This is a genomic window from Kitasatospora cystarginea, assembly GCF_039533515.1.
GTDB classification, from domain to species: Bacteria; Actinomycetota; Actinomycetes; order Streptomycetales; family Streptomycetaceae; genus Kitasatospora; species Kitasatospora cystarginea.
Window position 1 is genome coordinate 46782 of the sequence record NZ_BAAATR010000031.1, and the last position, 23431, is coordinate 70212.

At 70.2% G+C, this 23431-nt stretch carries 20 protein-coding genes and 2 pseudogenes; 10 read left to right on the forward strand and 12 right to left on the reverse strand.

Annotation, left to right across the window (positions count from 1 at the left end):
- The first annotated feature begins 54 nt into the window (after positions 1 to 54).
- Positions 55 to 1596 carry an oxidoreductase gene (locus tag ABD369_RS28195; RefSeq protein ID WP_344639367.1) on the forward strand — a complete coding sequence of 514 codons (1542 nt, stop codon included), beginning with the start codon at positions 55 to 57 and terminating at the stop codon, positions 1594 to 1596.
- Between the two features lie 753 nt (positions 1597 to 2349).
- Here ABD369_RS28195 and ABD369_RS28200 read toward each other — a convergent pair.
- Both ABD369_RS28200 and ABD369_RS28205 read right to left on the reverse strand, forming a co-directional pair.
- Positions 2350 to 3273 (reverse strand): hypothetical protein, encoded by a 924-nt coding sequence (locus tag ABD369_RS28200; RefSeq protein WP_344639368.1) that lies wholly within the window; start codon positions 3271 to 3273, stop codon positions 2350 to 2352.
- A gap of 3 nt (positions 3274 to 3276) precedes the next feature.
- Positions 3277 to 3876: an RHS repeat-associated core domain-containing protein gene (locus ABD369_RS28205; protein ID WP_344639369.1), complete on the reverse strand. Its 600-nt coding sequence runs from the start codon at positions 3874 to 3876 to the stop codon at positions 3277 to 3279.
- Positions 3877 to 4043: 167 nt separating this feature from the next.
- On the opposite strand from ABD369_RS28205, the gene ABD369_RS28210 reads away from it, so the two are divergent.
- The gene (locus ABD369_RS28210; RefSeq protein WP_344639370.1) at positions 4044 to 4637 is read left to right on the forward strand and encodes a hypothetical protein; all 594 of its coding nucleotides are present in this window, start codon (positions 4044 to 4046) and stop codon (positions 4635 to 4637) included.
- Positions 4638 to 4871: 234 nt separating this feature from the next.
- On the opposite strand, the gene ABD369_RS28215 is transcribed toward ABD369_RS28210, so the two are convergent.
- On the reverse strand, positions 4872 to 5048 hold the full coding sequence (locus tag ABD369_RS28215; RefSeq protein ID WP_344639423.1) for a hypothetical protein: 177 nt from the start codon (positions 5046 to 5048) through the stop codon (positions 4872 to 4874).
- Between ABD369_RS28215 and ABD369_RS28220 the strand changes: the two are divergent.
- Positions 4980 to 5871: pseudogene (locus ABD369_RS28220) on the forward strand (integrase core domain-containing protein). The gene ABD369_RS28215 and the pseudogene ABD369_RS28220 sit on opposite strands and share 69 nt — an antisense overlap.
- Positions 5872 to 5988: 117 nt before the next feature.
- On the opposite strand, the gene ABD369_RS28225 reads toward ABD369_RS28220, so the two are convergent.
- The gene (locus ABD369_RS28225; protein ID WP_344639371.1) at positions 5989 to 6750 is read right to left on the reverse strand and encodes an LbetaH domain-containing protein; all 762 of its coding nucleotides are present in this window, start codon (positions 6748 to 6750) and stop codon (positions 5989 to 5991) included.
- A 378-nt stretch (positions 6751 to 7128) separates the two neighbouring features.
- On the opposite strand from ABD369_RS28225, the gene ABD369_RS28230 reads away from it, so the two are divergent.
- The 4 genes and pseudogenes from ABD369_RS28230 to ABD369_RS28245 all read left to right on the forward strand — a co-directional run.
- Positions 7129 to 7578, forward strand: coding sequence for a sugar 3,4-ketoisomerase (locus ABD369_RS28230; RefSeq protein WP_344639372.1), 450 nt, complete (start codon positions 7129 to 7131; stop codon positions 7576 to 7578).
- Complete coding sequence (locus ABD369_RS28235) at positions 7575 to 8756, forward strand: DegT/DnrJ/EryC1/StrS family aminotransferase (RefSeq protein ID WP_344639373.1); 1182 nt, start codon at positions 7575 to 7577, stop codon at positions 8754 to 8756. Before ABD369_RS28230 ends, ABD369_RS28235 begins: the two co-directional genes overlap by 4 nt.
- Before the next feature lie 52 nt (positions 8757 to 8808).
- Positions 8809 to 9906 carry an XRE family transcriptional regulator gene (locus ABD369_RS28240; RefSeq protein WP_344639374.1) on the forward strand — a complete coding sequence of 366 codons (1098 nt, stop codon included), beginning with the start codon at positions 8809 to 8811 and terminating at the stop codon, positions 9904 to 9906.
- Between the two features lie 83 nt (positions 9907 to 9989).
- Positions 9990 to 10244 (forward strand): annotated as a pseudogene (locus tag ABD369_RS28245) (transposase); the annotation flags it as partial.
- A 149-nt stretch (positions 10245 to 10393) separates the two neighbouring features.
- Here the strand turns inward: ABD369_RS28245 and ABD369_RS28250 are convergent.
- Together ABD369_RS28250 and ABD369_RS28255 are read right to left on the reverse strand one after the other, a co-directional pair.
- Positions 10394 to 12679 carry a tetratricopeptide repeat protein gene (locus ABD369_RS28250; protein WP_344639375.1) on the reverse strand — a complete coding sequence of 762 codons (2286 nt, stop codon included), beginning with the start codon at positions 12677 to 12679 and terminating at the stop codon, positions 10394 to 10396.
- A gap of 101 nt (positions 12680 to 12780) precedes the next feature.
- Positions 12781 to 13257, reverse strand: a complete 477-nt coding sequence (locus ABD369_RS28255) for a hypothetical protein (RefSeq protein ID WP_344639376.1) — start codon at positions 13255 to 13257, stop codon at positions 12781 to 12783.
- Between the two features lie 897 nt (positions 13258 to 14154).
- On the opposite strand from ABD369_RS28255, the gene ABD369_RS28260 reads away from it, so the two are divergent.
- Positions 14155 to 14853: an integrase core domain-containing protein gene (locus ABD369_RS28260; protein ID WP_344639377.1), complete on the forward strand. Its 699-nt coding sequence runs from the start codon at positions 14155 to 14157 to the stop codon at positions 14851 to 14853.
- Positions 14854 to 15027: 174 nt separating this feature from the next.
- Here ABD369_RS28260 and ABD369_RS28265 read toward each other — a convergent pair whose 3' ends face one another.
- The 5 genes from ABD369_RS28265 to ABD369_RS28285 all read right to left on the reverse strand — a co-directional run bounded on the left by ABD369_RS28265 (position 15028) and on the right by ABD369_RS28285 (position 19492).
- Complete coding sequence (locus ABD369_RS28265) at positions 15028 to 16509, reverse strand: MFS transporter (protein WP_344639421.1); 1482 nt, start codon at positions 16507 to 16509, stop codon at positions 15028 to 15030.
- Positions 16510 to 17264: 755 nt separating this feature from the next.
- Positions 17265 to 17639, reverse strand: a complete 375-nt coding sequence (locus tag ABD369_RS28270) for a roadblock/LC7 domain-containing protein (RefSeq protein WP_344639378.1) — start codon at positions 17637 to 17639, stop codon at positions 17265 to 17267.
- A 101-nt stretch (positions 17640 to 17740) separates the two neighbouring features.
- Complete coding sequence (locus tag ABD369_RS28275) at positions 17741 to 18172, reverse strand: roadblock/LC7 domain-containing protein (protein WP_344639379.1); 432 nt, start codon at positions 18170 to 18172, stop codon at positions 17741 to 17743.
- Between the two features lie 52 nt (positions 18173 to 18224).
- A complete protein-coding gene (locus ABD369_RS28280; protein WP_344639380.1) occupies positions 18225 to 19109 on the reverse strand; it encodes a transcriptional regulator in 885 nt (294 codons plus the stop codon).
- On the reverse strand, positions 19109 to 19492 hold the full coding sequence (locus tag ABD369_RS28285) for a hypothetical protein (protein WP_344639381.1): 384 nt from the start codon (positions 19490 to 19492) through the stop codon (positions 19109 to 19111). The genes ABD369_RS28280 and ABD369_RS28285 overlap by 1 nt, the downstream gene beginning before the upstream one ends.
- 520 nt (positions 19493 to 20012) lie before the next feature.
- On the opposite strand from ABD369_RS28285, the gene ABD369_RS28290 reads away from it, so the two are divergent.
- Together ABD369_RS28290 and ABD369_RS28295 are read left to right on the forward strand one after the other, a co-directional pair.
- On the forward strand, positions 20013 to 20576 hold the full coding sequence (locus ABD369_RS28290) for a DUF4291 domain-containing protein (protein WP_344639382.1): 564 nt from the start codon (positions 20013 to 20015) through the stop codon (positions 20574 to 20576).
- Between the two features lie 244 nt (positions 20577 to 20820).
- Positions 20821 to 21570 (forward strand): hypothetical protein, encoded by a 750-nt coding sequence (locus ABD369_RS28295; protein ID WP_344639383.1) that lies wholly within the window; start codon positions 20821 to 20823, stop codon positions 21568 to 21570.
- On the opposite strand, the gene ABD369_RS28300 is transcribed toward ABD369_RS28295, so the two are convergent.
- A complete protein-coding gene (locus ABD369_RS28300; RefSeq protein WP_344639384.1) occupies positions 21564 to 23264 on the reverse strand; it encodes an alpha/beta hydrolase in 1701 nt (566 codons plus the stop codon). The genes ABD369_RS28295 and ABD369_RS28300 overlap by 7 nt on opposite strands.
- Between the last annotated feature and the right edge of the window lie 167 nt (positions 23265 to 23431).

Here is a 23431-nt window from a genome sequence, read left to right on the forward strand (position 1 = left end):
TTCGCGTGGCAGGTCCGCTAGGGTGCGGTGCGATCGCCGAGACCAGGGGGTAGCGTGCTGACGTACGAGGACTTGACCGAGCCCGAGCGGCAGGTGTGGGACGCGTTCCGCACCGGTGCCGTCGTCGACCTGCGCGCCGGAAGCGTTGCGGAGGACGATCCGGCCCGCGGGGCGGCCTGGGGCGCCGAGCGCACCGTACGGGCCGAAGCGGTCGCGGCCGTGCTGCTTCAAGCTGCCGAGCAGGGCGGCGCGGCCACGGCCCTACGGCTCACCGGAGCGCGGATCAGTGGGCAGCTGGACCTGGGTGGTACCCGGTCGGAGAGTGAACTCCGGCTGGAGGCCTGCCACTTCGAGCAGCACGTGGTGCTGCGCGCAGCAAGCCTGCGCTCCACCGGTCTGATCGGCTGCTGGATACCCGGGCTCGACGGCTGGCTGCTGAAGGTTGACGGCAATCTGTTCTTCGAGGATTCGGTCTTCGAGGGGCGGCTGACCCTCACCCGAGCCCAGATCTCGGGCGAACTCCGGCTCAGCGGGGCACAGCTGACCGCCACCGAGCTGCTCGGCCCGGACGCCGTCACACCGCGCGGCCTGCACGCGCCGGGTGCGGGCAGCGCGCCGGGCCCGTGGGCGCTGTGGGCCGGCGGGCTGAGGATGGAGGGTGGCTGCTTCGCCCGCAAGGGCTTCCGCTCGCGCGGCGGCCTGCGACTGGTCGGCGCCCGGTTCGACGGCGGGCTGTTCATGGAGCGGGCCCGGATCGACAACCCCGACGGCGACGCGCTGACCGGCGACGATCTCACGGCCTCGACCATCGTGCTCTCCGAGGGGTTCGCTGCCACCGGCGCGATCCGGTTGCCGGGCGCGACGGTGCGCAGCAGGTTCTCGCTGGACACCGCGGTGCTCGACGGTGGCGCGGTGGCTCTGGACGGCAGCCGCCTGAGTGCCGGCGACCTGCAACTGACGTTCGCCGCCACCCCGGTGGGCACCGTGGACCTGCAGGACGCGCAGGCGGCCGTGCTGCAGGACGGCGAGCACAGCTGGCCCGCCGATACCCGGCTGGACGGCTTCGCCTACTCCTCCATCCAACTCCCGCCCGGCGGCCCGGAACCGGTGGCCCGGCGCCTGCACTGGCTGGCCCGGCTGCCCGGCTACGCGCCCCAGCCGTACGAGCAACTCGCCGCCTGGTACCGGAAGATCGGCCATGACGACGACGCGCGCCGGGTGCTGCTGGAGAAGCAACGCCGACGCCGCCGGACCCTCGGCCCGGCCGGCCGGCTCTGGGGGCGACTGCTGGACGTCACCGTCGGCTACGGCTACCGGCCCTGGCAGGCCGCCCTCTGGCTGGCCGTGCTGGCCCTGCTGGGCACGGTGGTGTTCGCCCACGGTACGCCGCACGAGGTGCAGCCCGGACAGAGCGCGCCGTTCAGCCCGCTGATCTACACGCTCGATCTGCTCGTCCCGATCGGCGGCTTCGGCCAGCGCGCCGCCTGGTACTGGACCGGGCTGCACCAGTGGTTCGGCTACGGGCTGATCGCCGCCGGCTGGGTGCTAACCACCACCGTCCTCGCCGGGGTCAGCCGCTCCCTCAATCGGAGCTGACGGTACGACCCCGAGGAGACACCCGGGGGGTTGTTCCGGTAGGTGCTGCCGAGACATTCGCGTCGCACCGAGGGCCTGGACAACCTGGTCATCTCGCTGACCGCCAAGGGCCTGATCGCACGAGCAATACCGGTTGCGGAGTGACTAATAAGCATCAGCTTGGGATGACGCCAGCAGCGCCGCAGGCGATCCGGACCCTACGGAGGAGTGGCAGCGGCGGGAGGTCGCCCGGCTCGTGAGCCGCTCCTCCACCGTGTCGGAGGGGAGCAGCTGTTGAGCAGGGTGGGCCGTCAGGACTGGTGGACTTCCTCGGCTGTGCGCAACTGGGCCAGCTCCGCCTCCAGAGCCTCGATCGGGCCTCCAGCTACTGCTTGTCCCATACGGCGTCCCCGTAGCCTTCCTTGTGGCGCTTGGCGATGCGGCTGAGCCACCGGGCCGAGCGAAGCTGACCGCACCACCGTCCTCGCAGCCCCACAGCAGACCGCGGCGGGGGGCTTTTTGCCCGCACGCGAAAGGCCCCGCCAACCCGGCAGGACCTTTCGCGTTCCCGGAGGGTCTCGTGACCGAGTACAACTGCCCCTGGTTCAACCACCGGCATGTCCTCGACACCTACTGGAACCACGAGTCCGACCGGATCTCCGCAACCGTTCCTGGCCAGCGGGGGCGCGTGTCGAGTTCTTCCTCACCCAGGGCGACGACAAGCCGCAACCTGTCAGTGCGTCAGCAGTCCATATGCAGCTATGACCTCGTCTCTTATGTCGGCCAGTCCGCCGTGACAGTCCCGGTAACACTATCGGGGACGACCGCGATCAGCAGTATAGTGCGACTCGAATAGGGGAACGACACAATCCTGACCGGTCGGTTCCACATCTCCGGATCGGCTGCGACCACAGCACTGGTCAGTGGTTGAATCCCCAAATCGAGCCCGTGTGATGTCGACGGCAAGTACCTGAGGTCAATTTCGTCGATTGCCAGAACACTGGTCTCGTCGAATCTCTCCGACAGGATGATATTTTCGAACTCGGGCAGTTCCTGGACGATGACCTGCGAGTGCTCTCGGATGGAACGGCGGATCCGATCGATCGTCTCGCCGGTTGCCAGATACCAGCTGTCGCCCCAAGTCCCATAGGCCCAGCGTTCGATCACGAGCAAACCGCCTGGATGTGCGGGAAGCAGATTCGAGACGGACTGCCAGAAGTGGTCGTCGGCCGCTTCGTTCTTGACGTCCGGCTGAGGCGGAGTCGGCTGACGAACGGCGACTCTCAGCTCCTGCGGTAGCAGGCTCAGGACCAGGGGCTCATGTCGGTCGTCGATGTCGACCCGGAGCAGCCCGTCGAAGTCGGTGCCGATGAGGACCGAGCCGTCGCCGAGACACGAGAGGGTGCACCCGATTGGGACACCGCGCAGTGACGAGCGCAGTAGCCGTAGGGCCTGGTCGGGGGAGAGTGCCACGCCGTTGCGGAAATCCGGGAGCCAGCTTGGCTTGGGAATGCCGAGCAAGGGTTCATGTACGAGGATCTCCTGCGACCCGACTGCCAAGCGAAGCGACTCCACAAACCGGAGCATGGCGTCCTCAGCTTCGAAGTACTCGCTGAAGGACGGCTCGTCCTCGTCCCGCGGGCTGACCGCGTCACTGAACGAGATCTGTTCCGCATTACCGATGAGATACTGGATCATTAGTCACCCACTCGCACGGTCAGGGGTTGTGTAGCGGGCGGTTTCGGGGTCGTAATAGCGGTTGAGATTGTAGTGGAGGCGGGTTTCGGGGTCGAAGTACTGGCCGGGGAACCGCAGCGGGGTGTAGGTGGTGCTGTCGTGTGGCCAGGTGGAGTTACCCCAAAGGGTGGGAACGGTGCGCCAGGCGACGCTGTCGGTGGCGGGGTCCAGGAGTTCGGTGGGAGTGCCGACGAGGTCGGTGATGATGGCGAAGAACCGGCGGTCGACATGCTCTTGTGCGCTGTCGGTAGTGGTGACGGTCTCGCTCTGGGCCAGGGGGTGGAGGCCGTTGTAGCCCCAGCTGAGGGTGTGCGGGCCGGGCAGGTAGGGAGCGTGGGTGGTGTGTTCGGCGAGGGTGAGGCCATCCCAGGTGAAATCGGTGCGTTCCTCCACGGTGACGCCGTCGGGCGCGAGGCCGTGTTTGGCGATGCGACGACCGAACGGGTCGTAGAGGTAGTGCCAGCGGGTGCCGTCGGGAGTCGCAACGTGGGTGAGGCGATCCTCGGCGTCCCAGGTGTAGTGCCAGGTGTCGGGTTTGCGGGAGAGCCGGGTGACCTGGCGCAAGGTGGTGCGGCCGGCCGGGTCGTATTCGTAGCGGATGCGGCCTGCGGTGGCCGGCTGGCTGCCGGTGAAGGTGCGGGTACCGAGCGCGGCCTTGCTGGCGCCGGTGGCTGGCCAGTCGGCAGTGGTGAGATTGCCGACGGGATCGCAGGCGTACGTCTCGGTCCAGGTTGTTCCTCGGCCGCCGGTGCGTCGTCGGGGACGACACCCGGCTCACCGAGCTGACGCTGCGCGCCGGCTACCGCACTGTGTTCCAGGGCAACGCCACGGTGTGGTCGCGGTATCCGGGAACCGGCCGGGAATTCCTCGGCCAGCGGCTCAGGAACGCCCGCAACTTCTGGCGGGTGAGACTCACCACCCTGGTCACGGGCTGGGTCTGGCGGCATCCCTACCTGGCCTTCGGCACGCTCGCCGATGTCATCGGCCGCAGCGGGTTCTGGCTGTGCGAGACCTACCTCGTCGTGCTGGCCGTCGACGGGCACGTGCTCATGCCAGCGGTCGCGGCGGGGTGGTATTTCCAGCGCCGTGCCCGCTCGGCACGTGAGTTCGTTCGTCGGCGGGCCCTTCCCCGGTGGCACGTGCCCGCCCAGGTCGCCATCGACCTCGTTCTGAGGAACCTCGACCTCGTCGGCCTGCTCACCATGCGACGCCAGACCTGGCTCACCCGCCGGGCACCTATCAGGACGACGGCCCCGACGTCCGAGCCGTCCGCTTCGCGCGAGGTCGGCTCGCGGCCAGGCGAGGGCCCGAATCCTGTTCCTTGACGGGGACGGGGGACGGGGGACGGGGACGGGGACGGGGCGGAGGTTGCTTGACGCGGCGCCAGCGGGCTCCGAGCGGCGGGGCTTCGCCCCCGCCGTCAGCCCTGTGGGTACCGATAGATCATCCGGCCTGGTCATAGCCTTGTCTGCTTGGCTATGGGTCGCGTCTGTCAGCCTCGTGGGTGTCTTCCCCGCGGGTCAGCACGGACTGCATGATGATCTGTTGTGCTGCTGCGCCTAGCCTACCTCGCCGTGACCAGCACCTTCACGCTGCTGCGGCTGCTGCCGATGGGCAGCCGGGAGAAGGACATCGAGATCCTCGCACTCCGTCACCAGCTGCTGGTCCTGCAGCGCCAGGTCGGCAAGCCCGCCTTCACCGACACCGATCGTGCCGTCCTCGCCGGCCTGCTTCATCACCTCCCCGCCGACAGACTGCGGCGCCTTGTGCTGCTGGCCCGCTTGTGTTGCTGGTCCGCCCGAACACGGTCCTGCGGTGGCACCGCGACCTGCTCAGGCGGCGCCATGTCGCGACCTGCGCACCGAAGCTTCGCGGGCGCCCACCCACCGCCCGCTCAATCCGCGCCCTGGTCCTACGCCTGGCCCGCGAGAACAACGCGTGGGGCTACCGCAGGATCCACGGTGAACTCGCCGCCCTCGGTATCCAGGTCGCCGCCTCCACCGTCCGAGAGATCCGTCGCGAGCACGGCATACCGCCCGCGCCCGAGCGGCAGAGCACGACCTGGGCCGACTTCCAGCGCGGCCACGCCGAGGCCCTGCTCGCCTGCGACCTCTTCGAGGTCCGCACATTGTGCAGCTCGGACGCAACCTCCTCATGGACCTCCAGGACGCCGGCAGCAGGGCCAGGTTTTTGATCCGCGACCACGACGCGAAGTTCACCGCCGCCTTCGACGTCCTGATGGCCGACGCTGGCTTGGCGGTCGTCACCACCGGCATCCGGATACCGCGGATGAACTCCCTCATGGAGCGCTGGATACAAACCTGTCGGCACAGACCGCTCGACCGCACCATCATCTGGAACCAGAGCCACCTCCTCCACGCGCTCGATGAGTTCGAGACCCACTACAACGAGCACCGGCCACACCGAGCCCTCAGACAAGCCGCACCACTCCGCCCACTCCCCCAACCGACCGACGAACCAGCACGGATCAGACGACTGGAGCTTCGCCGACGAGACCGACTCGGCGGCACACTCCACGAGTACCAACATGCCGCATGAGCTGCACGGATGATCGGCACCCGCACTGCTGGGAGGCGGGGCAGTCCACACCAGCTTCCCCTCCTCGTCGGTAAGCGCAAGGAGGGTGAATACCTTCCTCCATGACGGTGCTCGGCGTCACCGCGCATCCCACCGCGCGAGCAGCTGGGACACGTCGTCGGGGAGCCCGTCAGGAATGCCCGACGTGCCCGCCACGTAACCGTGCAGGGTGGCGATGGCGCGTTCGCCGCACCCCCAGTGGCGCAGCCCTGAGACATTCGCTCCCACTGTTGTGGCCGGATTGCCGAGGTGTTTGGCCGCCGCTCCCACGTCGCCGAGGACTACCGCGCCCATGCAGACCAGTGACAGCGGGCCGATCAAGGTGTGGGGTCGGATCATCGCTCCCATCCCGAGATAGGAGCGCGACCAGATCCGGCTCTCCCCTCCTACGACCACGTTGGCAGAAATCTGGATGCCGTCTTCGAGGACCGCACCGTCGCCGATCACGGCACCGCTCATCACGAGGCAGTCACTGCCGATCCGGGTCGGCCCGCTCAGCAGTCCCTGAGCGACTTTGGTGTGTTCGCGGATGCGGTTCCGATCGCCGATGACGACTCCGAGGCCGCCGGTCTCACCTGCCCAGGTGGCCGGATGCGGATGGTCCCGGTGTCCCCCGGGGGTGCCGACCACGGCATGCGGAGCGATCCAGTTGTCGTTGCCGATCTCGCAGGGACCGAGCAGCACCGCGTACGGCCCCACGGTGTTGCCCGTGCCCAGCTTGACGCCTTCGCCGACGAAGGCGCTCGGATCCACGTTATTGGTCATGGATACCTCAACGGCTGTCCGCACTCGGGGTTCCGCCATGAACACGCCGTGGCTGCCGCCTTCATACGCGTGCACCGTGATCGTTCCCAGAACGCCCTCAACGGGACGGTTCCTCCCCCCGTCCCGGGCCGAAGGCCCGGCGCCGAATGTCGACCGCGCGCAGCCGCGACGGCGGATGGAGCCGAAAACCGGCTGTCGCGAACGGACAGGTCCACCCCGGCTCATTCCCATGGCAGTTACGTCCGCTCGCCGCGCGCTCCTTGAACGACCTCGGCTCGGGTCAACGGCTGCGACGCATCCGGCGTGCCCCTTCCGGAACCTCGGGGCTTCACGGTCGTTAGACGCATACCGCGCCGCCCACGGCACCGGCGGCCAAGCGCACGGAAGGCTCCGCAGCCGCAACGAGACGGTCGGTGGGCGAGCGCGCATCGACAAGAAGAGGAAGCAAGTTCGATGACGGCGAGTACCACCACTTCCGCAGGAACGGCCGAGCGGCGCGGGGTCTGCCGGCTGGTCCCGCTCGAACATCACCAGGACGAGCGGGGCATCCTGTCCGTCCTGGAGCCGGAGCAGGCACTCGGCTTCGTTGTTCGGCGCGTCTACTACCTGCACGGGCTGGAGGCCGGCGCCTCACGGGGCGGGCACGCTCACCGCCGTCTGGAGCAGTTCGTCATCGCGGTCCACGGCAGTTTCACAATCTCGCTGGACGACGGGTTCCAGACGACGGAGTATCGCCTCGACCAGCCGGAACTGGGCCTGTACATCGGGCCGATGGTCTGGGGAGAACTCAGCGACTTCTCGGCGGGGACCGTCTGCCTGGTGCTGGCGTCCGAGCCCTTCGACGAGGCGGACTACTTCCGGGACCACGCCGAGTTCTTGCGGATGAGCCGGAGGCGGCCATGACGAAACAGACGCGCCCTACCATCCAGGTCCCGTTCTACGACCTCCGGGACGTGCACGAGGCCATGGGCATCCAGCCGCAGATCGAGGAGGCCCTGCTGCGCGTCGCCGCCAGCGGGCGCTATCTGCTCGGCCCCGAACTCGCCGCGTTCGAAGAGAGGTTCGCCGACTACTGCGGCGCTGCCCACTGCGTGGCCGTGGGCAGTGGGCTCGACGCACTGCAGCTGACGCTCCGGGCGCTCGGCGTGGGCGAGGGCGAGGGCGAGGGCGACGAGGTGATGGTGCCCTCCCACACGTACATCGCCACCTGGCTCGCCGTCTCCGCGTGCGGCGCCACCCCGGCTCCCGTCGAGCCCGGCGAGCCGGGACGGCGGGGGGCCGACACGTTCCTGCTCTCCCCCGACCGGCTGGAGGCCGCGCTGACCCCGCGGACCAAGGCCGTGATGCCCGTGCATCTCTACGGACACCCGGCGGACCTGAACGCGGTCCAAGCGTTCGCCGACCGGCACGGGCTGCCCGTCGTGGAAGACGCCGCACAGGCCCACGGCGCGCGCTACCGAGGCCGACGCGTCGGCAGCGGCTACGCCGCCGCGTTCAGCTTCTACCCGGGCAAGAACCTCGGCGCACTCGGCGACGGCGGAGCCGTCGTCACCTCGGACGCCGAACTGGCCGACCGGCTCCGGCTGCTGCGCAACTACGGCTCCCGCGAGAAGTACCGGCACGAGCTGCGGGGTGTCAACTCACGCCTCGACGAACTGCAGGCAGCGGTGCTCTCAGTCAAACTCCCCTTGTTGGACGCCTGGAACACCCGCCGCCAGGAGATCGCCGCCCGCTACACCGAGGCACTGGCCGACCTGCCCGGCATCGACCTGCCTGCGGTCGCAGAGTGGGCCGAGCCGGTCTGGCACCAGTACGTGCTGCGCAGCCCGCATCGCGACCACCTGCAACACCGGCTGGCCGAGGCGGGGGTCGAAACGCTCCTCCACTACCCGGTGCCCGTGCACAGATCCGGAGCGTACGCCGCCAGAAGGCCGCAGCCCGCCGACGAACTCCCGCACGCAGCACGGTTGGCCCGCGAGGTGCTCAGCCTGCCCATCGGTCCGCATCTCTCCGACGCTGCCGTTGATGCGGTGATCGTCGCCACGCGCTCCGCCGCGCTGACCCTCACGGGAATGGAGTAGGTCGGCGAGGCCAACCTCGTACCGCACGAGCCGTGCCGCCCAGGGCTTGGGCATGACCGGCGACTACCGCACCCCAGCTCAGCCGCCTGCCACCGCCGCCGGCAATCTGCCGCTGGCTGTGACGACGCCCAACGCGGCCCGTCCTGCAGCACGAGCAACTGCTCCGATCCCCGCTGGTGATGCGGTGGATGTACTCGTGGACTCCCACCGTCGGGCAGTCGAGAGCACACTCGCCAGCACGACGGTCAGCGCGGGACGACTTGAGATCCTGGACGAGCGGCTGATGGATCTCCGCCGCGCCTACGTCGTCGCTCCGCCCGTAGAGATGCTTGGCCAGCTCCTGCGCGAGCTTGATGAGGTACGTCTTCTGGCCAGTGAGCGGCAGCCTGCCCACGTGCAGGTCCACTTGTCGGAGATGATCGCGGTCCTGGCCACGTTGATCGCCGACGCGCTGATGAAGCTCGGGCGCCTGGGACAGGCGCAGTTGTGGTACGGCACGGCACGCACTGCGGCCGACGACAGCGGCAGTTGGGAGTTGCGGGCGCGCGTTCGGGTCCAGGCCGCCATGCTGCCGTACTACTACGGGCCACTGGAACGTGCGGTCAGCTTCACCAACGAGGCGCGGCTCCTCAACCGCTACCGCCCCACGGCAACGGGCGCATTCGCGGCAGCGGCCGCAGCACGGGCCCAAGCCAGACAGGGCAACGCTGAGGCCGCAGGCGCGGCGATCAAAGAAGCACAGCAGCTGTTCGATCGATGCCGGAAGGTTGCATCGGAGTCCGATGACGCTTGGGCCTTCCCCCTGCGCCGGCTTCTCCTGTACCTGTCCGGCGCGTACACCTACCTCGGCGACACCACCCACGCGCGCGACGCGCAAGCCGAGGCCCTGATGCTGTACCCGGATCGGACCGGCATCGATCCGGCGCTGCTGCACCTTGAGCAGGCGATGTGCCTGATCCACGAGCGCAGCGTCACCGAGGCGTGTCAGCTGGCTGGCCAGACCTACCTGAAGGTTCCTGCTGCGCACCGGACTGAAATCCTCGGCGCGCGGGCCCAGGACATCATCGACGTACTGCCGGAGAACGTCCGGTCGGTGCGGGCTGTGCGCGAACTCGGCGAGATCCTGGCACTGCCGGCCAGCACGACGTGACAGGAGAGGCTCTCGCCCGTCAGCCTTGTAGGCATGAGTGCTCCGATTGTCCGAATCGGCGGCTTCGCCGAGTCCGAAGCGCCATGCGCGACTTGATCGGTGCGCGGGACTGGCTGACGGTGTTCATCCTGCCCGCCTACGCACCCGAGCTGAACGCGGTCGAGTACCTGTGGGCCAACGTCAAGCACAGTCTCGCGAACCTCGCCAGCGTCGCCCTGGACCGACTCGAAGCCCTCGTCCGCAACCGTCTCAAGCGACTGCAGTACCGCTCTGACGTCCTCGACGGCTTCCTCGCCGGCACCGGACTCTCCCTCGACCTCCCACCGCCATCACCTTGAAGCGCCGAGTCAGTAACCTTCGAGGGGCCGGGGAGCCGGTGGACACGGTACGCGCACGGTCATGGCAACACCCCCGAAGAACTCTCTCCTCACCGACACTGCTGACCTGACCACGTGTCAACAAACCACCGGTAAGCAGCCTGCGAAGGCTACCTCCCTCGTAGCCACCCCCTGCCCCGGGATTGTTCCTGCCAGTACGTGAGTGCCTGTTGAGTGGTCGCGAGGTCGGGATGGTCTGGGCGGAGGACACGCAGTTGCTCGTTCAGCAAGTCGGAGAGGAGGGCCACTGCGCCGCGAGGGTCGCCGGACTGGCCGCGCCAGCGGGCGAGGGCGGCGCGGGTGCGGAAGATTGCGGACCGGTCGGTGTTGGCTGCTACCGCGTACGGGTTGGACCACATGTCCCGAGCGCCCTGGGCGATCTCGCGCTGCTCCAGGCGAAGTTGGTCGTTGAGCAGGTCGGTCAGGACGGTCACCGCCCCTCGTGCGTCGCCCGACTCGCCGAGCCAGTGGCCGAAGCTGAAACGGGTGTCGAAGGTGCCTGAGTTCTCCCGCCCGCACGTGCGGAACTGCTCGTTGACGAGCTGGCGGTACACGACCACTGCCCCGGCCGCGTCTCCCGCCTTTCCCTGCCACTCGGCGGCATCGCGGCGCAGAGTGAAGTCGGGCGGGCCCGTCCGTCCGTAGACGGCCGCGATGTAGCGGTCATCGGCGAGCAGATCGCGATAGACGCGTGCGACGCCCGGCAGGTCACCGGCCTGTTCGAGCCAGTAGGCCAGGCGGTAGCGCAGCTCGGTGACCTCCTCGATCAGGCGGATCCGCTGGGAGGGATACAGCTCGTACTCCGGGGCCAGCAGGGCGAGTTGATCGCCGATCATCCGACGGTACTCGGTGATCGCGGCGGTGAGGTCGCCGGATTCCGCCCGCAGCCGCGCGATCCGGCCGCGCAGCTTCGTCACGGACTCGTGCCGGGCTCCCAGCCGGTCGGCCGTCGTCGGCAGCAGCGCTACGAAGTAGTCAAGTGCGGCCTGTGGTCGGCCGTCGTCCGCCAGCGTGTCGCCCACCCGGAGCACGAGATCGTGCAGCTCCTGACCGGTACTCCACCCGTACCGAAGCTCGGGCTCGCCGGCGCCCAGCATCATGGCCGGGGCATTGCGGGTCAGCGCCTCGACGTTGGAGCGCAGCACGTCCGGAGGGAAATCGAGGGCGCGCGAACGCAGGTGCGGCGCCCGATCCCTGGGGGGAACCAGGAAGAACGTCATCGAGTTCGCCTCGTCCGCCGACGTCCGGGACGCGACGAAGAGCAGGTGGGCGGCCACGTCGGCCAGCTCTGCGGCCCGGCTCGCGGGCACGCCCTCGCGGACGGCTCGCTGCACCATCGGGTGGACCCGCACCGACCGGTCCTGGTCCGCCGGGTCGTAGTCGAGCAGGCTCCACCGGTGCAGCAGCGCGAGCGTCTCGTCGGCGCGCTCGTCCGGCTCCGCGTCCTCTGCCGGACGGTCGGTCCGCTGCCGGTCGAGGTACCTGACCGCGGCGATCAGCACGGCAGCCGGGATGCCGTCGGAAGCCAGCGGCGCCGCCAGTTCCAGCAGCATCCGCGCCGTCCCGACCGGCGCCAGGGCGTCGGCGCGCTCCAGCGCGAGGTCCCAGGCGTATGGCAGTGGCAGGCTCTGCTCGTCCGGCAGTCCGCCCGGGTCCGGCACGAGGTCGGCCAGCCGCCGACCGTCGTCGCAGAGCAGGCGGAGGTAGTCGGCGCAACTCAGACCGGTGCTGCCCAGGTAGGCGGCCGCCTGCGCGAGCGCGAGCGGCAGGTGCCCCAGCTCGCGGGCGAGCGCCTCCAGTTGCTCAGGCGGCTCGACCCGGCCGGACGCGGCGAGCACCGCCGTGAGGTAGCCGAAGGCCTCGGCGGAGCTGAACGACGGCACGGTGACCACCTGTCGGCCAAGCCCCTCGCGGGCCAGGTCCCGGCGCCAGGTGGTGACCAGGGTCCGCCCCACGGGTTGATCCGGCGGCCAGAGTCCGCGCAGGTCGTCGGGGTCGACCAGACCGTCCAGGACGATCAGCCGGCGAACCGTCGCCCCGGCCCCGCCCGGCCGGAGCCAGGCCAGGAACTCCCGCGCGCCCTGCTCCGGATCTGCCGGGTCGCCACCGGTGATCTCGGCGATGGCCTGGGCGTAGGCGGTCAGGATCGCCGCGCGGCTGTCGGCGGTGACCCAGACCAGCAGGTCGAGTTGCCCGGCCTGCCAGGCAGTGCGGGCCTCGTTCGCGGCCAGCTGGGACTTGCCGACCCCGGCGGCGCCGACCAGTATCCGGCAGCGCGCAGGAGCGTCGTGAGTATCGACAACGGCCCGGCGCTGGAAGCAGCGCGCGGCGTTTGGGACCGCCCCGACCTGGTGCGGCCAGGCGGCCGGGGCATGTCGGCCGGCGTAGTAGGCCACCTGGTCGGCGTGGCCGACGGCGAAGCTGTGGTTGCTCGCCTGAACCCCTGTGAGCAGCGGCGGTGGCGAGGGTTGTGACGGGCCTGGCGTGCCCGGTCCGTTCAGCCCTTGGACGGATCCGGCACCTGAGGGTGGCCGATCTGCACACCCCCATGGATCACACCGGCGGCGACCGAGCCTTCCTGAGCGCTGATGTGCACGTTTCCGCCGACCGCGATCCCGCCGTCCCCGGTCGACACCTGGGCCTGGGCCGCGCTCTCAGCCAGCAGCTCGCGCAGCGCCTCGCCGGCGCGCTCGCGCTCGTCCTCCGGCAGGTCCTCCAGGAACGCCTCGAACCGGGCCTGCCAGGAGGCCTCCTGGCGGATCCGTAGCCGCTCCAGCTGCTCGCCCTCAGCTGCCGCGAGCTCGGCGGCAGTGCGACCCAGCCGCTCCAGCTCGGCACTCTCACGCTGGGTGTTCCCCCGCCCGAACCAGGCGGCCACCCGGCCTCGGACCCCCTCCCAGGCCTCGGTCCCCGCCGCGGTCATCACCGCCGTCCCCCCGGACATGGCCAGCGCGGTCAGCGCCTCGGACAGCATGCGCAATCCCCCCTTGTCGACAACCGTGACCCCGACCGTACCGCGAGCCGGGCGCCGTGCCCAGGCGGATATTCACGTGGCTGCGCAGGCGATCAACGATAAGTGACTAGGCAGCAATGCCTGCCAAATCGTCACCCTGGAGCGCCGAAGTCAGTAAGCATCAGCTTGGGACGACGCCAGCAGCGGAGCGGGCGGTCCGGACCCTACGGAGGAGTGGCAGCGGCGGGAGGTGGCCCGGCTCGTGAGCTGCTCCTCCGCCGTGTCGGAGGGGAGCAGCTGTTGAGCAGGGTGGGCCGTCAGGACTGGTGGGCTTCCTCGGCTGTGCGCAACTGGGCCAGCTCCGCCTCCAGAGCCTCGATCGGGCCTCCAGCTGCTGCTTGTCCCGTACGGCGTCCGCGTAGCCTTCCTTGTGGCGCTTGGCGATGCGGCTGAGCCTGTCCGGCGTGAAAATCCGAGCTCGGGGCGTTGACCTGCAGCGTTTCCCTGCGGGCACGAAGCGGGTCGGGGCATGACCGGTGGTCATGCGATGGTCCTGGATCTATCTGTTGACGCGCAGGTCGTTGGAGCTCGTGGGCCTACGGCTGCTCGGCAGCGCGGCGAAGGACGTCGAGCTCCTGGTCCTGCGACACCAACTCGCGGTGCTCCGACGCCAGCTCGGTCAACCGCGGCTGGAGCCAGGCGACCGGGTACTGCTGGCGGCCTTGTCGAGACTCCTGCCCAGGGAACGCTGGAACAGCTTCTTCGTCACCCCGGCCACGCTGCTGCGCCGGCATCGCGAGCTGATCGCTGACAGGTGGACCTACCCCCGCAAGCGTCCCGGCCGACCGCCGATACCCCAGCAGACCCGGGAGTTGATCCTGCGCCTGGCCCGAGAATCCGCTGTGGGGTCACCGGTGCGTGCAGGGCGAACTCGCCCGGCTGGGCATCACCGTGGCAGCGGCCACCGTCCGCGCGGTACTGCGTCAGGGCAACATCCCGCCCGCACCCAAGCGGGCGCAAGACAGCTGGTCCGTCTTCCTCCGCACCCAGGCATCAGGCCCGCTGGCCTGCGACTTCTTCCACGTGGACACCGCCTTCTGCCGACGCCTGTACGTGCTGTTCGTCATGGAAGTCGAAACACGACGGGTGCACATCCTGGGCATCACCGCACACCCGAACCGCGACTGGGTGACCCAGCAGGCCCGGAACCTGCTGATGCCCTTGGAAGACCCTGCATACCGCTTCCGGTTCTTCCTGCGCGACCGGGACGGAAAGTTCTCCGACGCCTTCGACGCCGTGCTCGCCGGCGCAGGTGTACAGGTCCTGCTCTCACCGCCGAGATCGCCCAAGGCGAACGCCTTCGCCGAGCGCTGGGTCGGCACCGTCCACCGCGAGTGCACCGACCGCATCCTCATCATGAACGAACAGCACCTGCGTACTGTCCTGGACGCGTACGTCGACCACTACAACCGACACAGACCCCACCAATCCCTCCGCCAACAACCTCCCCACGCTGTGGAGGCCGCCCAGACGGCCACCGTGATCCCGCTCAGCGGCCGCATCCGCCGCACCCAACTACTCGGCGGCCTCATCATCGAGTACCAGCGAGCAGCCTAACCCCGACCAGGCAAACGACCTGGTCAACGAACCGAACCAGGGTTTTCACGCGGGACAAGCCCTCCGGGGGCGCGGAGGTTCGAGAGCCCTGGCCGTCTGCCGGCCAGTCGCTCGGCGCAGCTGTGCGACCCAACCGCCTCTGCCCTGCTTGTTCGGTCGCCCTAGGACTGGGCCTCAAGCCCCCCGACGGCCAGTTCCTGGCGACTGCTCGGGTTGGGCGCCGAGGGCCGATTGGTTCACGAGGCTCAGCGGTGCCGCCAGGGACTCCAGACTGCGCCGCTCGGCGCGAACGCCGATCGCCGCCTCGACCAGACCGGCCAGGACCATCAATGCCGCGCCGATGCAGAAGGCGAGCGTGGTGTCGCGGGTCTTCCCACTGCTCACCAGTCCGTTGAAGATCAGCGGGCCGGTGATGCCGCCGATCGCGGTGCCCACCGCGTAGAAGAAGGCGATGCACAGCGCCCTGGTCTCCAGCGGAAAGATCTCACTGACCGTCAGGTAGGCCGAGCTCGCACCGGCCGAAGCCAGGAAGAGCACCGCGGTCCAGCAGGCGGTCATCGTGGTCGCCGTCAGGTCACCGCGCTGGAAGAGGAACGCGGTGACGAAGAGCAGCGACCCGGAACCGATGTAGGTCCCGGCGATCATCGACCTCCGGCCGACGGTGTCGAAGAGCCCGCCCAGCAGCAACGGCCCGAGGAAGTTACCCACCGCGATCACCGCGAAGTAGTAACCCGTGTTGCCGGTCGGCACCTTGAAGAAGGTGGTGAGGATGACCGCGTAGCCGAACGTCACCGAATTGTAGAGAAATGCCTGGCCGATGAAGAGGGCGAGCCCCAGCGTGGTTCGGCGCGGGTAGCTTCGGGTGACCGTCCGGGCGATCGTCAGGAAGCCGATCGAGGCACGGGGACGGATCGTGATCGGCTCGCCCTCAGGCTCCGGGAGTTCCTCCCCACTCTGCTCCGCGACCGTGCGCTCCGCCTCGCTGACCACCTCTTCGGCCTCCTCAGCCTGCCCGTGCGTGAAGAGCCAGCGCGGGCTCTCCGGCACGTGCCGCCGCACCAGCAGGATCACCAGCCCGAGCACCACACCGGTCCCGAAGGCCAGCCGCCACCCGAGGTCGGTGGCGAACAGGGCGGTGTTCAGCAAGGCAATCGAGGCGAACGCGCCGACCGCCGCACCGATCCAGAAGCTGCCGTTGATGATCAGGTCGACGCGGCCGCGCACCCGGGCCGGGATCAGCTCGTCGATCGCCGAGTTGATCGCCGCGTACTCGCCGCCGATGCCGAAGCCGGTGAAGAACCGGCAGAGGAAGAAGAACCAGGCCGTCCAGGAGAACGCCGTCACCGCCGTGGCCGCCAGGTAGACGGCCAGGGTCACCATGAAGAGCTTCTTGCGGCCCAGCCGGTCGGTCAGCCAACCGAAGAACAGCGCCCCCGTGCAGGCGCCGGCCACGTAGAGGGCCGCCGCCGCGGTGGTCACCTGCTCGGTGCTGATCGAGATCCCGCTGCCCTGCTGCGCCATCCGGCCGGCCATGTTGCCAACGATCGTGACCTCGAGACCGTCGAGGATCCAGACGGTGCCCAGGCCGATGACGATCCGCCAGTGCCAGCGGGACCACGGCAATCGGTCCAGCCGGGCCGGCACATCAGTACTGATCAACGCGTCACCCGATCCCGGGGTTGCCACCCGCCTCACCCACCCGTCCACTCGCCAGCACGACGTGCCGATCCTGGCCTACGCGCCGGCCGGCACTGACCGGCTGCACTGTTCCGGATGCTGCTCCATGACTCCTTCGACCCCCGCAGAGCCCAAGCTCAGGGCAGGACACCCCCTCACGGACGAAGGGGGTACGGGGTGCGTCTACCCGGAATGGCTCGACCCTTGTCCTCGGCTTGCCGCCCTTCATCACTGCGGCGTCTGCCCTGACAGTCCCGGCGGAAACCTGACCGACTCGCGGCCGGTCGGCGCGCCCCTGACCGTTCAACAGCCCGTGAACGTGCGCACCTGATGGCCTCCTCACGTGAGCTTGCGCAGTTCATGATCGCCCTGGTGACGAAATTCGCCGACCGACTCGGCAGGCCGCGCGACCAGGTTCACCCAAAGGGGAGCTGCCCGTACATCAGTACGAGCATTGATCCAGGACCGCGATCAACTTGACCGCTGACGCCACCTCGACCCCGCGCTTGCGCAGGCCACCGGGTTCAGCCTGCCCGGCTCGCGCGGCAGCAACCTGACACCCACTCAGATTGGTCAGCAATCGGGGAGACGCGCCCCGGGACCCCGGGAGACCGCGTGGGTGACCCGACGGCGGCCCCGGACGCCCGTCGGACGGTGGGAGCCGGCCCGTGCGGCCCGTACCGGTGAGGCCGCCCACCGGTCGCGGGCCACACGGTGTCCCGGGGTGGGGCGGGTCAGACCTCCAGCTCGGCCTCGATGCGCTTGAGCTGGTGCCGCGCCATCGCCAGGTTGGCGCGCTGGCGGTCCAGCGCGAGGTAGAGGAAGAGACCCTTGCCGGACCGGCTGGTGAGCGGCCGGATCACGTGGTACTGGCCGGTGAGCGTGATCAGGATGTCCTCGATCGTGTCGTTCAGCTTGAGCATTTCCATGGTCCTGGCCTTGGCCCGGACCACGTCGGTATTGCCGGCCGCCGCGACGTTGAGATCGATGGTGCCCTCGCCGCCGAGCGTGCCGAGCGCCATGCCACTGCCGTAGTCCACGAGCGCGACGCCAATCGCGCCTTCGATGGAACTCATGACGTCCTTGAGGGCGCTCTCGGTGTTGGCCATCGGTTGGTCTTCCCTTCGGGGGTGATGGAACGGTCTCTGCCCGACCGGGCAGGTGGCGCAGGTCGGCGGGCGGGGGCCCGCCGACCGCGGAAGTGGGGGAGTCAGGAAGGAAGGCGTCCCAGCGCGGAGTCCGCGAGGGCCGCGATCCGGCCGCCGGCCTTGCGCGCCTCCAGGTGCAGCCGGCCGACGTTGGCCTCGGGCCCGGCGAGCAGCGTCAGCACCACGAAGGCGCCGACCGCGTAGGTGGCGATGTAGCCGTATTCGCCCCGGGTCAGCAGCTCACGGAAGCCGCCGCGCCCGGTGGCCTCGGTCAGCCTGGCGCCGACGCCGAGCGCGGCGGCGGTGAGCGCGGCGATGCCCTCCGGCTCAAGACCTGTGGTGTCGTGGGCGACCACCAGGCCGTCCGTGGTCGCGACCAGCGCGCCGGCCAGGTGCGGGATCCTGGCGCGCAGCCCGCGCAGTTCGATCAGCACCTCGTGCTCGGATATCACGGACTGCCTCTTTCCGGTGAGTTGGCGGAGTGCTCGCTTCATTCGGCGGCCACCGTGCACGGGGCGGGTCGAGCCGGCCGGGTGGACAGAGTGGTCACAGACGGGCCTCCAGAGCCGCGCGGAGTCGGATCAGCAGGGCGATATCAGGGTCCGCGGAACCCCCGTGCAACCGGACCGGACCGGCGGGGAGCGCGGTCGGCCGCACGGTCGGCACGGCGGGCGGCGACGGTCTCGGCGGCGCTGCGAGGAGGCCGCCGAAATCCGGCTCGGGCGGGCTCTCCACCAGCCCGGCAGCGGCGAGCCTGCGCACGTCGAGCAGGGTGGCGAAGGCCGGACGGCCCAGCAGCCGGGCGATCTCCAGCGGCGTCCGCCGCCCGTCCGCGGCGTGCATGACGGCCCGCTGGCCCCGGCTCCACCGCGTCCCGACCCCGGCCGTCCCCGCCGCACTCAGTCGCAGCGGAGCGACGTCCAGCCGGGGGCAGGGCCAGATCCGGTCGAGCAGCGCCCGCCGCCGTGCGACCGCCGCCCGCAGTGTTGGTACGTCGACGGTACGGATCACCCCGTCCTGCGGCCGGACGTCCTCCTGGAACCGGACCGGGCCGCTGTCCTGGGGCAGCGCGAGGAAGGCGGCGTCCGAGAGCGCGGTGAGGTGGCAGAGCTCCAGCACGCCCCGGCCCACCCGTCCGGAATCCAACAGGGCCTTCGGCAGCGGCTGTTCGCAGCTCCTGGCAAGGTCCAGCAGTTCCTGCGCGGGGATCCGTCCGGAACGGACCAGCAGGGTCGGCAGATCGAGTGCCCCGGCGCTCTCCACCTGCAGTACGGCGCCGTCGACCAGGTGGACCGCACCCGTGGTGCTCTGCACGATCCCGGTGCGGCGACCGGCCGCGAGCTCCGCGACCACGTCGCCTAACGTGCGGCCGGACGCCAGGAGTTGCGGCCGCCGACGGGACACCAGGGGCGAGCGGGTCTGCAGATCCATCAAACCAGCACCAGCCGTTCGGCGATACCTCGCAACCGCAGCCGGGCCATGGCCAGATTCGCGGTGTCGCGGTCCAACCGGAGATAGAGGAAGGCTCCGGTCTCGAAGCCGGCGTCCACGAAGCGCAGCAGGTGGTAGCGGCCGGGCGAGGTGACGATGACGTCCTCGGCGAGGGTGCCGGCCGAGTCCGGGTCGGCGAAGGACGGGTTCTGGACGACGGCGCGGGCGAGTTCGGTCGCGTCGGCCGCACCCGCGTCATGGTCTCCGGACGGGCCCTCCCCGGCTGCGCCGAGGGTCAGCCCACTGGTCCAGTCCACCAGGCTGACACCCAGCGCGCCGGGTATCGTCATCGCTTCGACGAGGCACTCGTCGATTCCCGTCAACTCGCTTCACCTCTTCATCCGAAGGCACGCGCAATCACCGCGTGAGGCTGCTCGGGGAGCGCCCGCGCTCACCTGCGGTAGCCTCAACGCCACGAAACGCTATCGCGTGCGGCAGCCGAACATGCGATTTCCGGCAAAGCCGTCTGGCATATGACGAATCTTTGACACTCCGCTATCGGAAACGGCTCGGATCTGCCACCCTGTCAGCCGAGTTGCCTCCGAAGTGGCAAGTGGTCTGAACCACACTCAGGGGCTGGACTCCCCCGTCCGATCAACTCGATCACGCTCGACCAGCCGTGACGCGATCCGACCGGCCCCGGGCCAGGCGGTGCGGCCGTCAGGCCCGGCGGTGCGGCCGTCAGGCCCGGCGGTGCGGCCGTCGGACCCGGCTACTGGAAGGCCGGACCACGGGAAGGCCGGGCCGTGGGAAAACCAGGTTGCCGGGCTGCCGGATGGCCAGGCTGCCGGACGGCCGGAAATCCGTTTGGCCGCCGGGGCGGTCCGGCCGCAGACTCTGCGAGTGACAGCCCTCCGCGAGATCCGCGCCGACCACGACGCCCACTCCATCGCGCTCTACCAGGCGTACGCGCCCACCATCGCGGAGCCCGCCGTGGCGGCCGGCCGCTTCGTGCCACCGTTCTCGCGCGGGCGGATGACCTGGATCAAACCCTCCTTCCGCTGGCTGATGCACCGCAGCAACTGGGCCCGGAAGCCCGGCCAGGAACGGGTGTTGGAGGTCCGCATCACCAGGGACGGCTGGGAGCGGGCGCTCGCCGCGGCCACCCTCACCACCGCCGGTCCGGCCGCCGTCGCCAAAGCGGCCGTGCACGTCCAGTGGGACCCGGAGCGCTCGCTGTCCGGAGCCGCGCTCAACCACTACAGCATCCAGGTCGGGATCGGGCGAGGCGTGATCGACGAGCTGGTGGACGAGTGGACGGTCTCCATCACCGACCTCACCCCGCGGGTCAGGAAGATCGCCGATCTGGTCCGCTCCGGCCGCACCGCCCAGGCCACCCGCTTGCTCCCGCCCGAACGCCGCTACCCACTGGATCCCTCGCTGGCGCGCAGGTTGGGCATGTCCTGAGCTGCGCCCGCCCACCACCCCGACCACATACGGGCTGGCCGCGCCGAGGCCGGTCATCGTCTCTCCTCGGGCCGGATCGCCCGGCCGCACCCGGGCCCGCCGCAGGTGCCTGGCCCCGGCATGGTGCCGGTCGGTGCACTCGTTGGGCTCAGCCCGCCGTGCCGTCCGCGCGACGGGAACGCAGCCTGGAGCCGCGAACAGGTTCACCGCCGTGGGATGGGCCGAGCGATCACAGGAGACCGTCATGGACATGCCCGAGCCGCGCGTACACCGCCATCCGGTCCGGCGGACGGCGACCGGGCCCCGCGCAGCGAGCGGGCCCCGCGCAGCGCGGAGGCTCCGCACCACGCTCGGCCCCGGACTGCGCGCCGGCGTGCTGCTCGCCCTGGCCGGCGCCCTGACCGCGGGTGCGGCGGCGTGCAGTTCGGAGCACACCAAGGGCGGCATCAGCCCGGCGGTGGTGTCGGCGGCCGCGGACGCGTCCCGGCGGGCGGCGTCGGCCGCGGCGGAGGCCTCCGAACTGGGCGGCCCGCAGCAGACCTCGGCGGCCTCCAACGCGGCGGCCCTGATCTCGCAGGCGGCCGCCGTCGCCTCGGCCTCCGCCGCGTCCGCGACGGCCTCGCTGCAGTCCCGGGCGGCCGCCTTCGAGTCCTCGGTGTCCGCCCAGGTCTCGAAGTCCAGGCAGCAGGCGACCGCCGCGCTGGCCGCCGCCTCCGGAACCGGCAACGCACTGGGTGACGTGACCCTCACCGGGGTGCCGACCACCGCCACCGACGGCTTCCCGGCGGCGCTGCTGACCATCCACAACTCGACGTCGGCCAGCGCCGGTTACGCCGCCCAGGTGGACTTCCTGGACAGCGCGGGCAAGACCGTCGAGTCGGTCGTGGTGGGCACCGAGAAGGTGGCCCCGGGCGAGAACCGCACCGTCCTCGCACACGGCGACAAGCAGGCCGCGGTCGCGAGCGCCAAGGTGGCCAAGGCCCAGCGCTACTGACGCCGGGCCCGACCGAGGGAAGGCACCCGCCGCTGGTAGGCGTCCAATCGCCGTGTCTCGGCCGCGCTCCACCCGGCCGGCGGTGCGATCTGCGCCCAGGCGTCGGTGGGCAGGGTGCCGAACCGGTGGCCGAACCCGTCGGGAACGCTCTCGCCGGCCGCGAGGTCGCAGGTCACCTGCCAGAAGGTGACCAGCGGATACCAGCGCATGACGTCGGAGACGTCGGGGGCTCGCGGCCGGTCCAGCCAGGCCGGGCGGCGCCAGATCAGACTCGGCTCCCACCAGGTCACCGGGTCACCGCCGTTCTGCAGGTAGACCACGCGCGGCGGCTCCCAGGTTGCCGCCGGGCGCTGGAGGTCCACGGGCCGCTGGGCGAACCTGACGGTCCGGCCGTCCTGGTAGACCGGCCGCCAGACGGCGCTGCCCGGGTCGCGACCGTCGGTGACGGTCCTGCGGATCGGATTGTCCGGGGTGGGCCCGACCAGCAGCGCGCCGTCCACCTCCCGAACCAGCTGGGCCACCCCGCCGGGGAAGGCCCGCTCGGTGGCGTACGAGCCGAGGCTCTCCCCCGCCACCAGCAGCCTGGGCCGCGCGTCGGCCGGCAGCTGCGCCCAGCGGGTGCGGACGGCGTCGATCAGGGCGAGGCCGGCCTCGGTGGCCTCGCCCTCCGCGAGGAACGAGACCCAGCTGGGCAGGTACGAGTACTGCATCGCGACCAGCGCGCTGTCACCGCCGTACATGTACTCCGGCGGCGTGGCGATCCGTTCGTTGACCCAGCCGGTCCCGGTGGTGCTGACCACCACGAGCACCCGGCGGGAGAACGCTCCGGTGCGTTCCAGTTCGCGCACCGCCAGTGCGGCCCGCTCCTGCAGGGTGCCGGCCGAGCGCAGGCCGACGTAGACCCGCACCGGGTCCTTGGCCGACTGCCCGGTGAACCGGGTGATCTCGGCGGCGGTGGGCGCCTTCCCGATGAAGTCGCGGCCCTTGGACCCGAGGCTGTCCCAGCTCTCCAGCGAGGCCGGACTGCCCGAGAGGGTGGCTAGTTCGGGCCGGACGATGCCGGGCGAGGTGCCGAGGTCGGTGGCCGAGGCGCCGCTCTCCACCATGGTCAGCAGCCCGCGCAGCAGGAAGCCCTGGACGAACCCGACGACCAGCACCGCCGCCAGGACCGCCGCCGCCGCCGTGGCCCACCGCGCCGGGACCACCCTGGCGATCAGCCGGGCCAACTGCCGGGTGCCCAGCCGCAGCGCCCGGGCGACGAGCACGAACACGGCGAACAGCACGGCGGTCAGCGGCAGTACCAGCACCCACTCCCACCAGGCGATCAGCGGGTCCATGTGCACCGCCCGGCGCAGGTCGCCCTGCCAGCGGACGCTCCACGCGGTGACGAACACCACCGCCGCGCCGCCCGCCCCGGCCAGCGCCAGCCAGCCGATCCGGCGCAACCGCTCCTCGGGCCGGATCCCGCAGCGGTGGACGATCAGACCGACCAGGGCACCGATCCCGTACGTGATCACCGCGGTGATCGCGCAGGCGGCGGCCTGCAGCCACCACGGGCGCGGCAGCAGGGACGGGGTGAAGGCCAGCACATAGCCGATCACGGCGCCGACCAGCGCGCTCCAAGTCGGCCATCGGCGCACCACGGGCCGGCGCGAGGGTTCGGGGAGGCATCCTTGCTCGGCGGCGGTGGGCATCAGACGGCGGGTGAGCTGGTAGAACCAATGACAGAAATGTCCATATTCACCCCAGATGCCGTAGTCCGTATTCCACCGCAGAGAATAGGGACGCCCGGCACCCGCGCCAGGGAGGCACGGCGCGTCGGCGCCGCTCCCGCTGGTCCGGCCCCGCCCGCCGGGGCACC

What these genes read in the sequence shown, in the direction of transcription:
- ABD369_RS28200 (WP_344639368.1), bottom strand. Translation starts at nt 3,273, where the DNA reads ATGATCCAGTATCTCATCGGTAATGCGGAACAGATCTCGTTCAGTGAC.
- ABD369_RS28215 (WP_344639423.1), bottom strand. Translation starts at nt 5,048, where the DNA reads ATGAAGCAGGCCGGCGAGGACGGCACGATCGGTGTCGGTGAAGGCGGG.
- ABD369_RS28230 (WP_344639372.1), top strand. Translation starts at nt 7,129, where the DNA reads ATGACGGCGAGTACCACCACTTCCGCAGGAACGGCCGAGCGGCGCGGG.
- ABD369_RS28235 (WP_344639373.1), top strand. Translation starts at nt 7,575, where the DNA reads ATGACGAAACAGACGCGCCCTACCATCCAGGTCCCGTTCTACGACCTC.
- ABD369_RS28240 (WP_344639374.1), top strand. Translation starts at nt 8,809, where the DNA reads ATGACCGGCGACTACCGCACCCCAGCTCAGCCGCCTGCCACCGCCGCC.
- ABD369_RS28255 (WP_344639376.1), bottom strand. Translation starts at nt 13,257, where the DNA reads ATGCTGTCCGAGGCGCTGACCGCGCTGGCCATGTCCGGGGGGACGGCG.
- ABD369_RS28270 (WP_344639378.1), bottom strand. Translation starts at nt 17,639, where the DNA reads ATGGCCAACACCGAGAGCGCCCTCAAGGACGTCATGAGTTCCATCGAA.
- ABD369_RS28275 (WP_344639379.1), bottom strand. Translation starts at nt 18,172, where the DNA reads ATGAAGCGAGCACTCCGCCAACTCACCGGAAAGAGGCAGTCCGTGATA.
- ABD369_RS28280 (WP_344639380.1), bottom strand. Translation starts at nt 19,109, where the DNA reads ATGGATCTGCAGACCCGCTCGCCCCTGGTGTCCCGTCGGCGGCCGCAA.
- ABD369_RS28295 (WP_344639383.1), top strand. Translation starts at nt 20,821, where the DNA reads ATGGACATGCCCGAGCCGCGCGTACACCGCCATCCGGTCCGGCGGACG.
- ABD369_RS28300 (WP_344639384.1), bottom strand. Translation starts at nt 23,264, where the DNA reads ATGCCCACCGCCGCCGAGCAAGGATGCCTCCCCGAACCCTCGCGCCGG.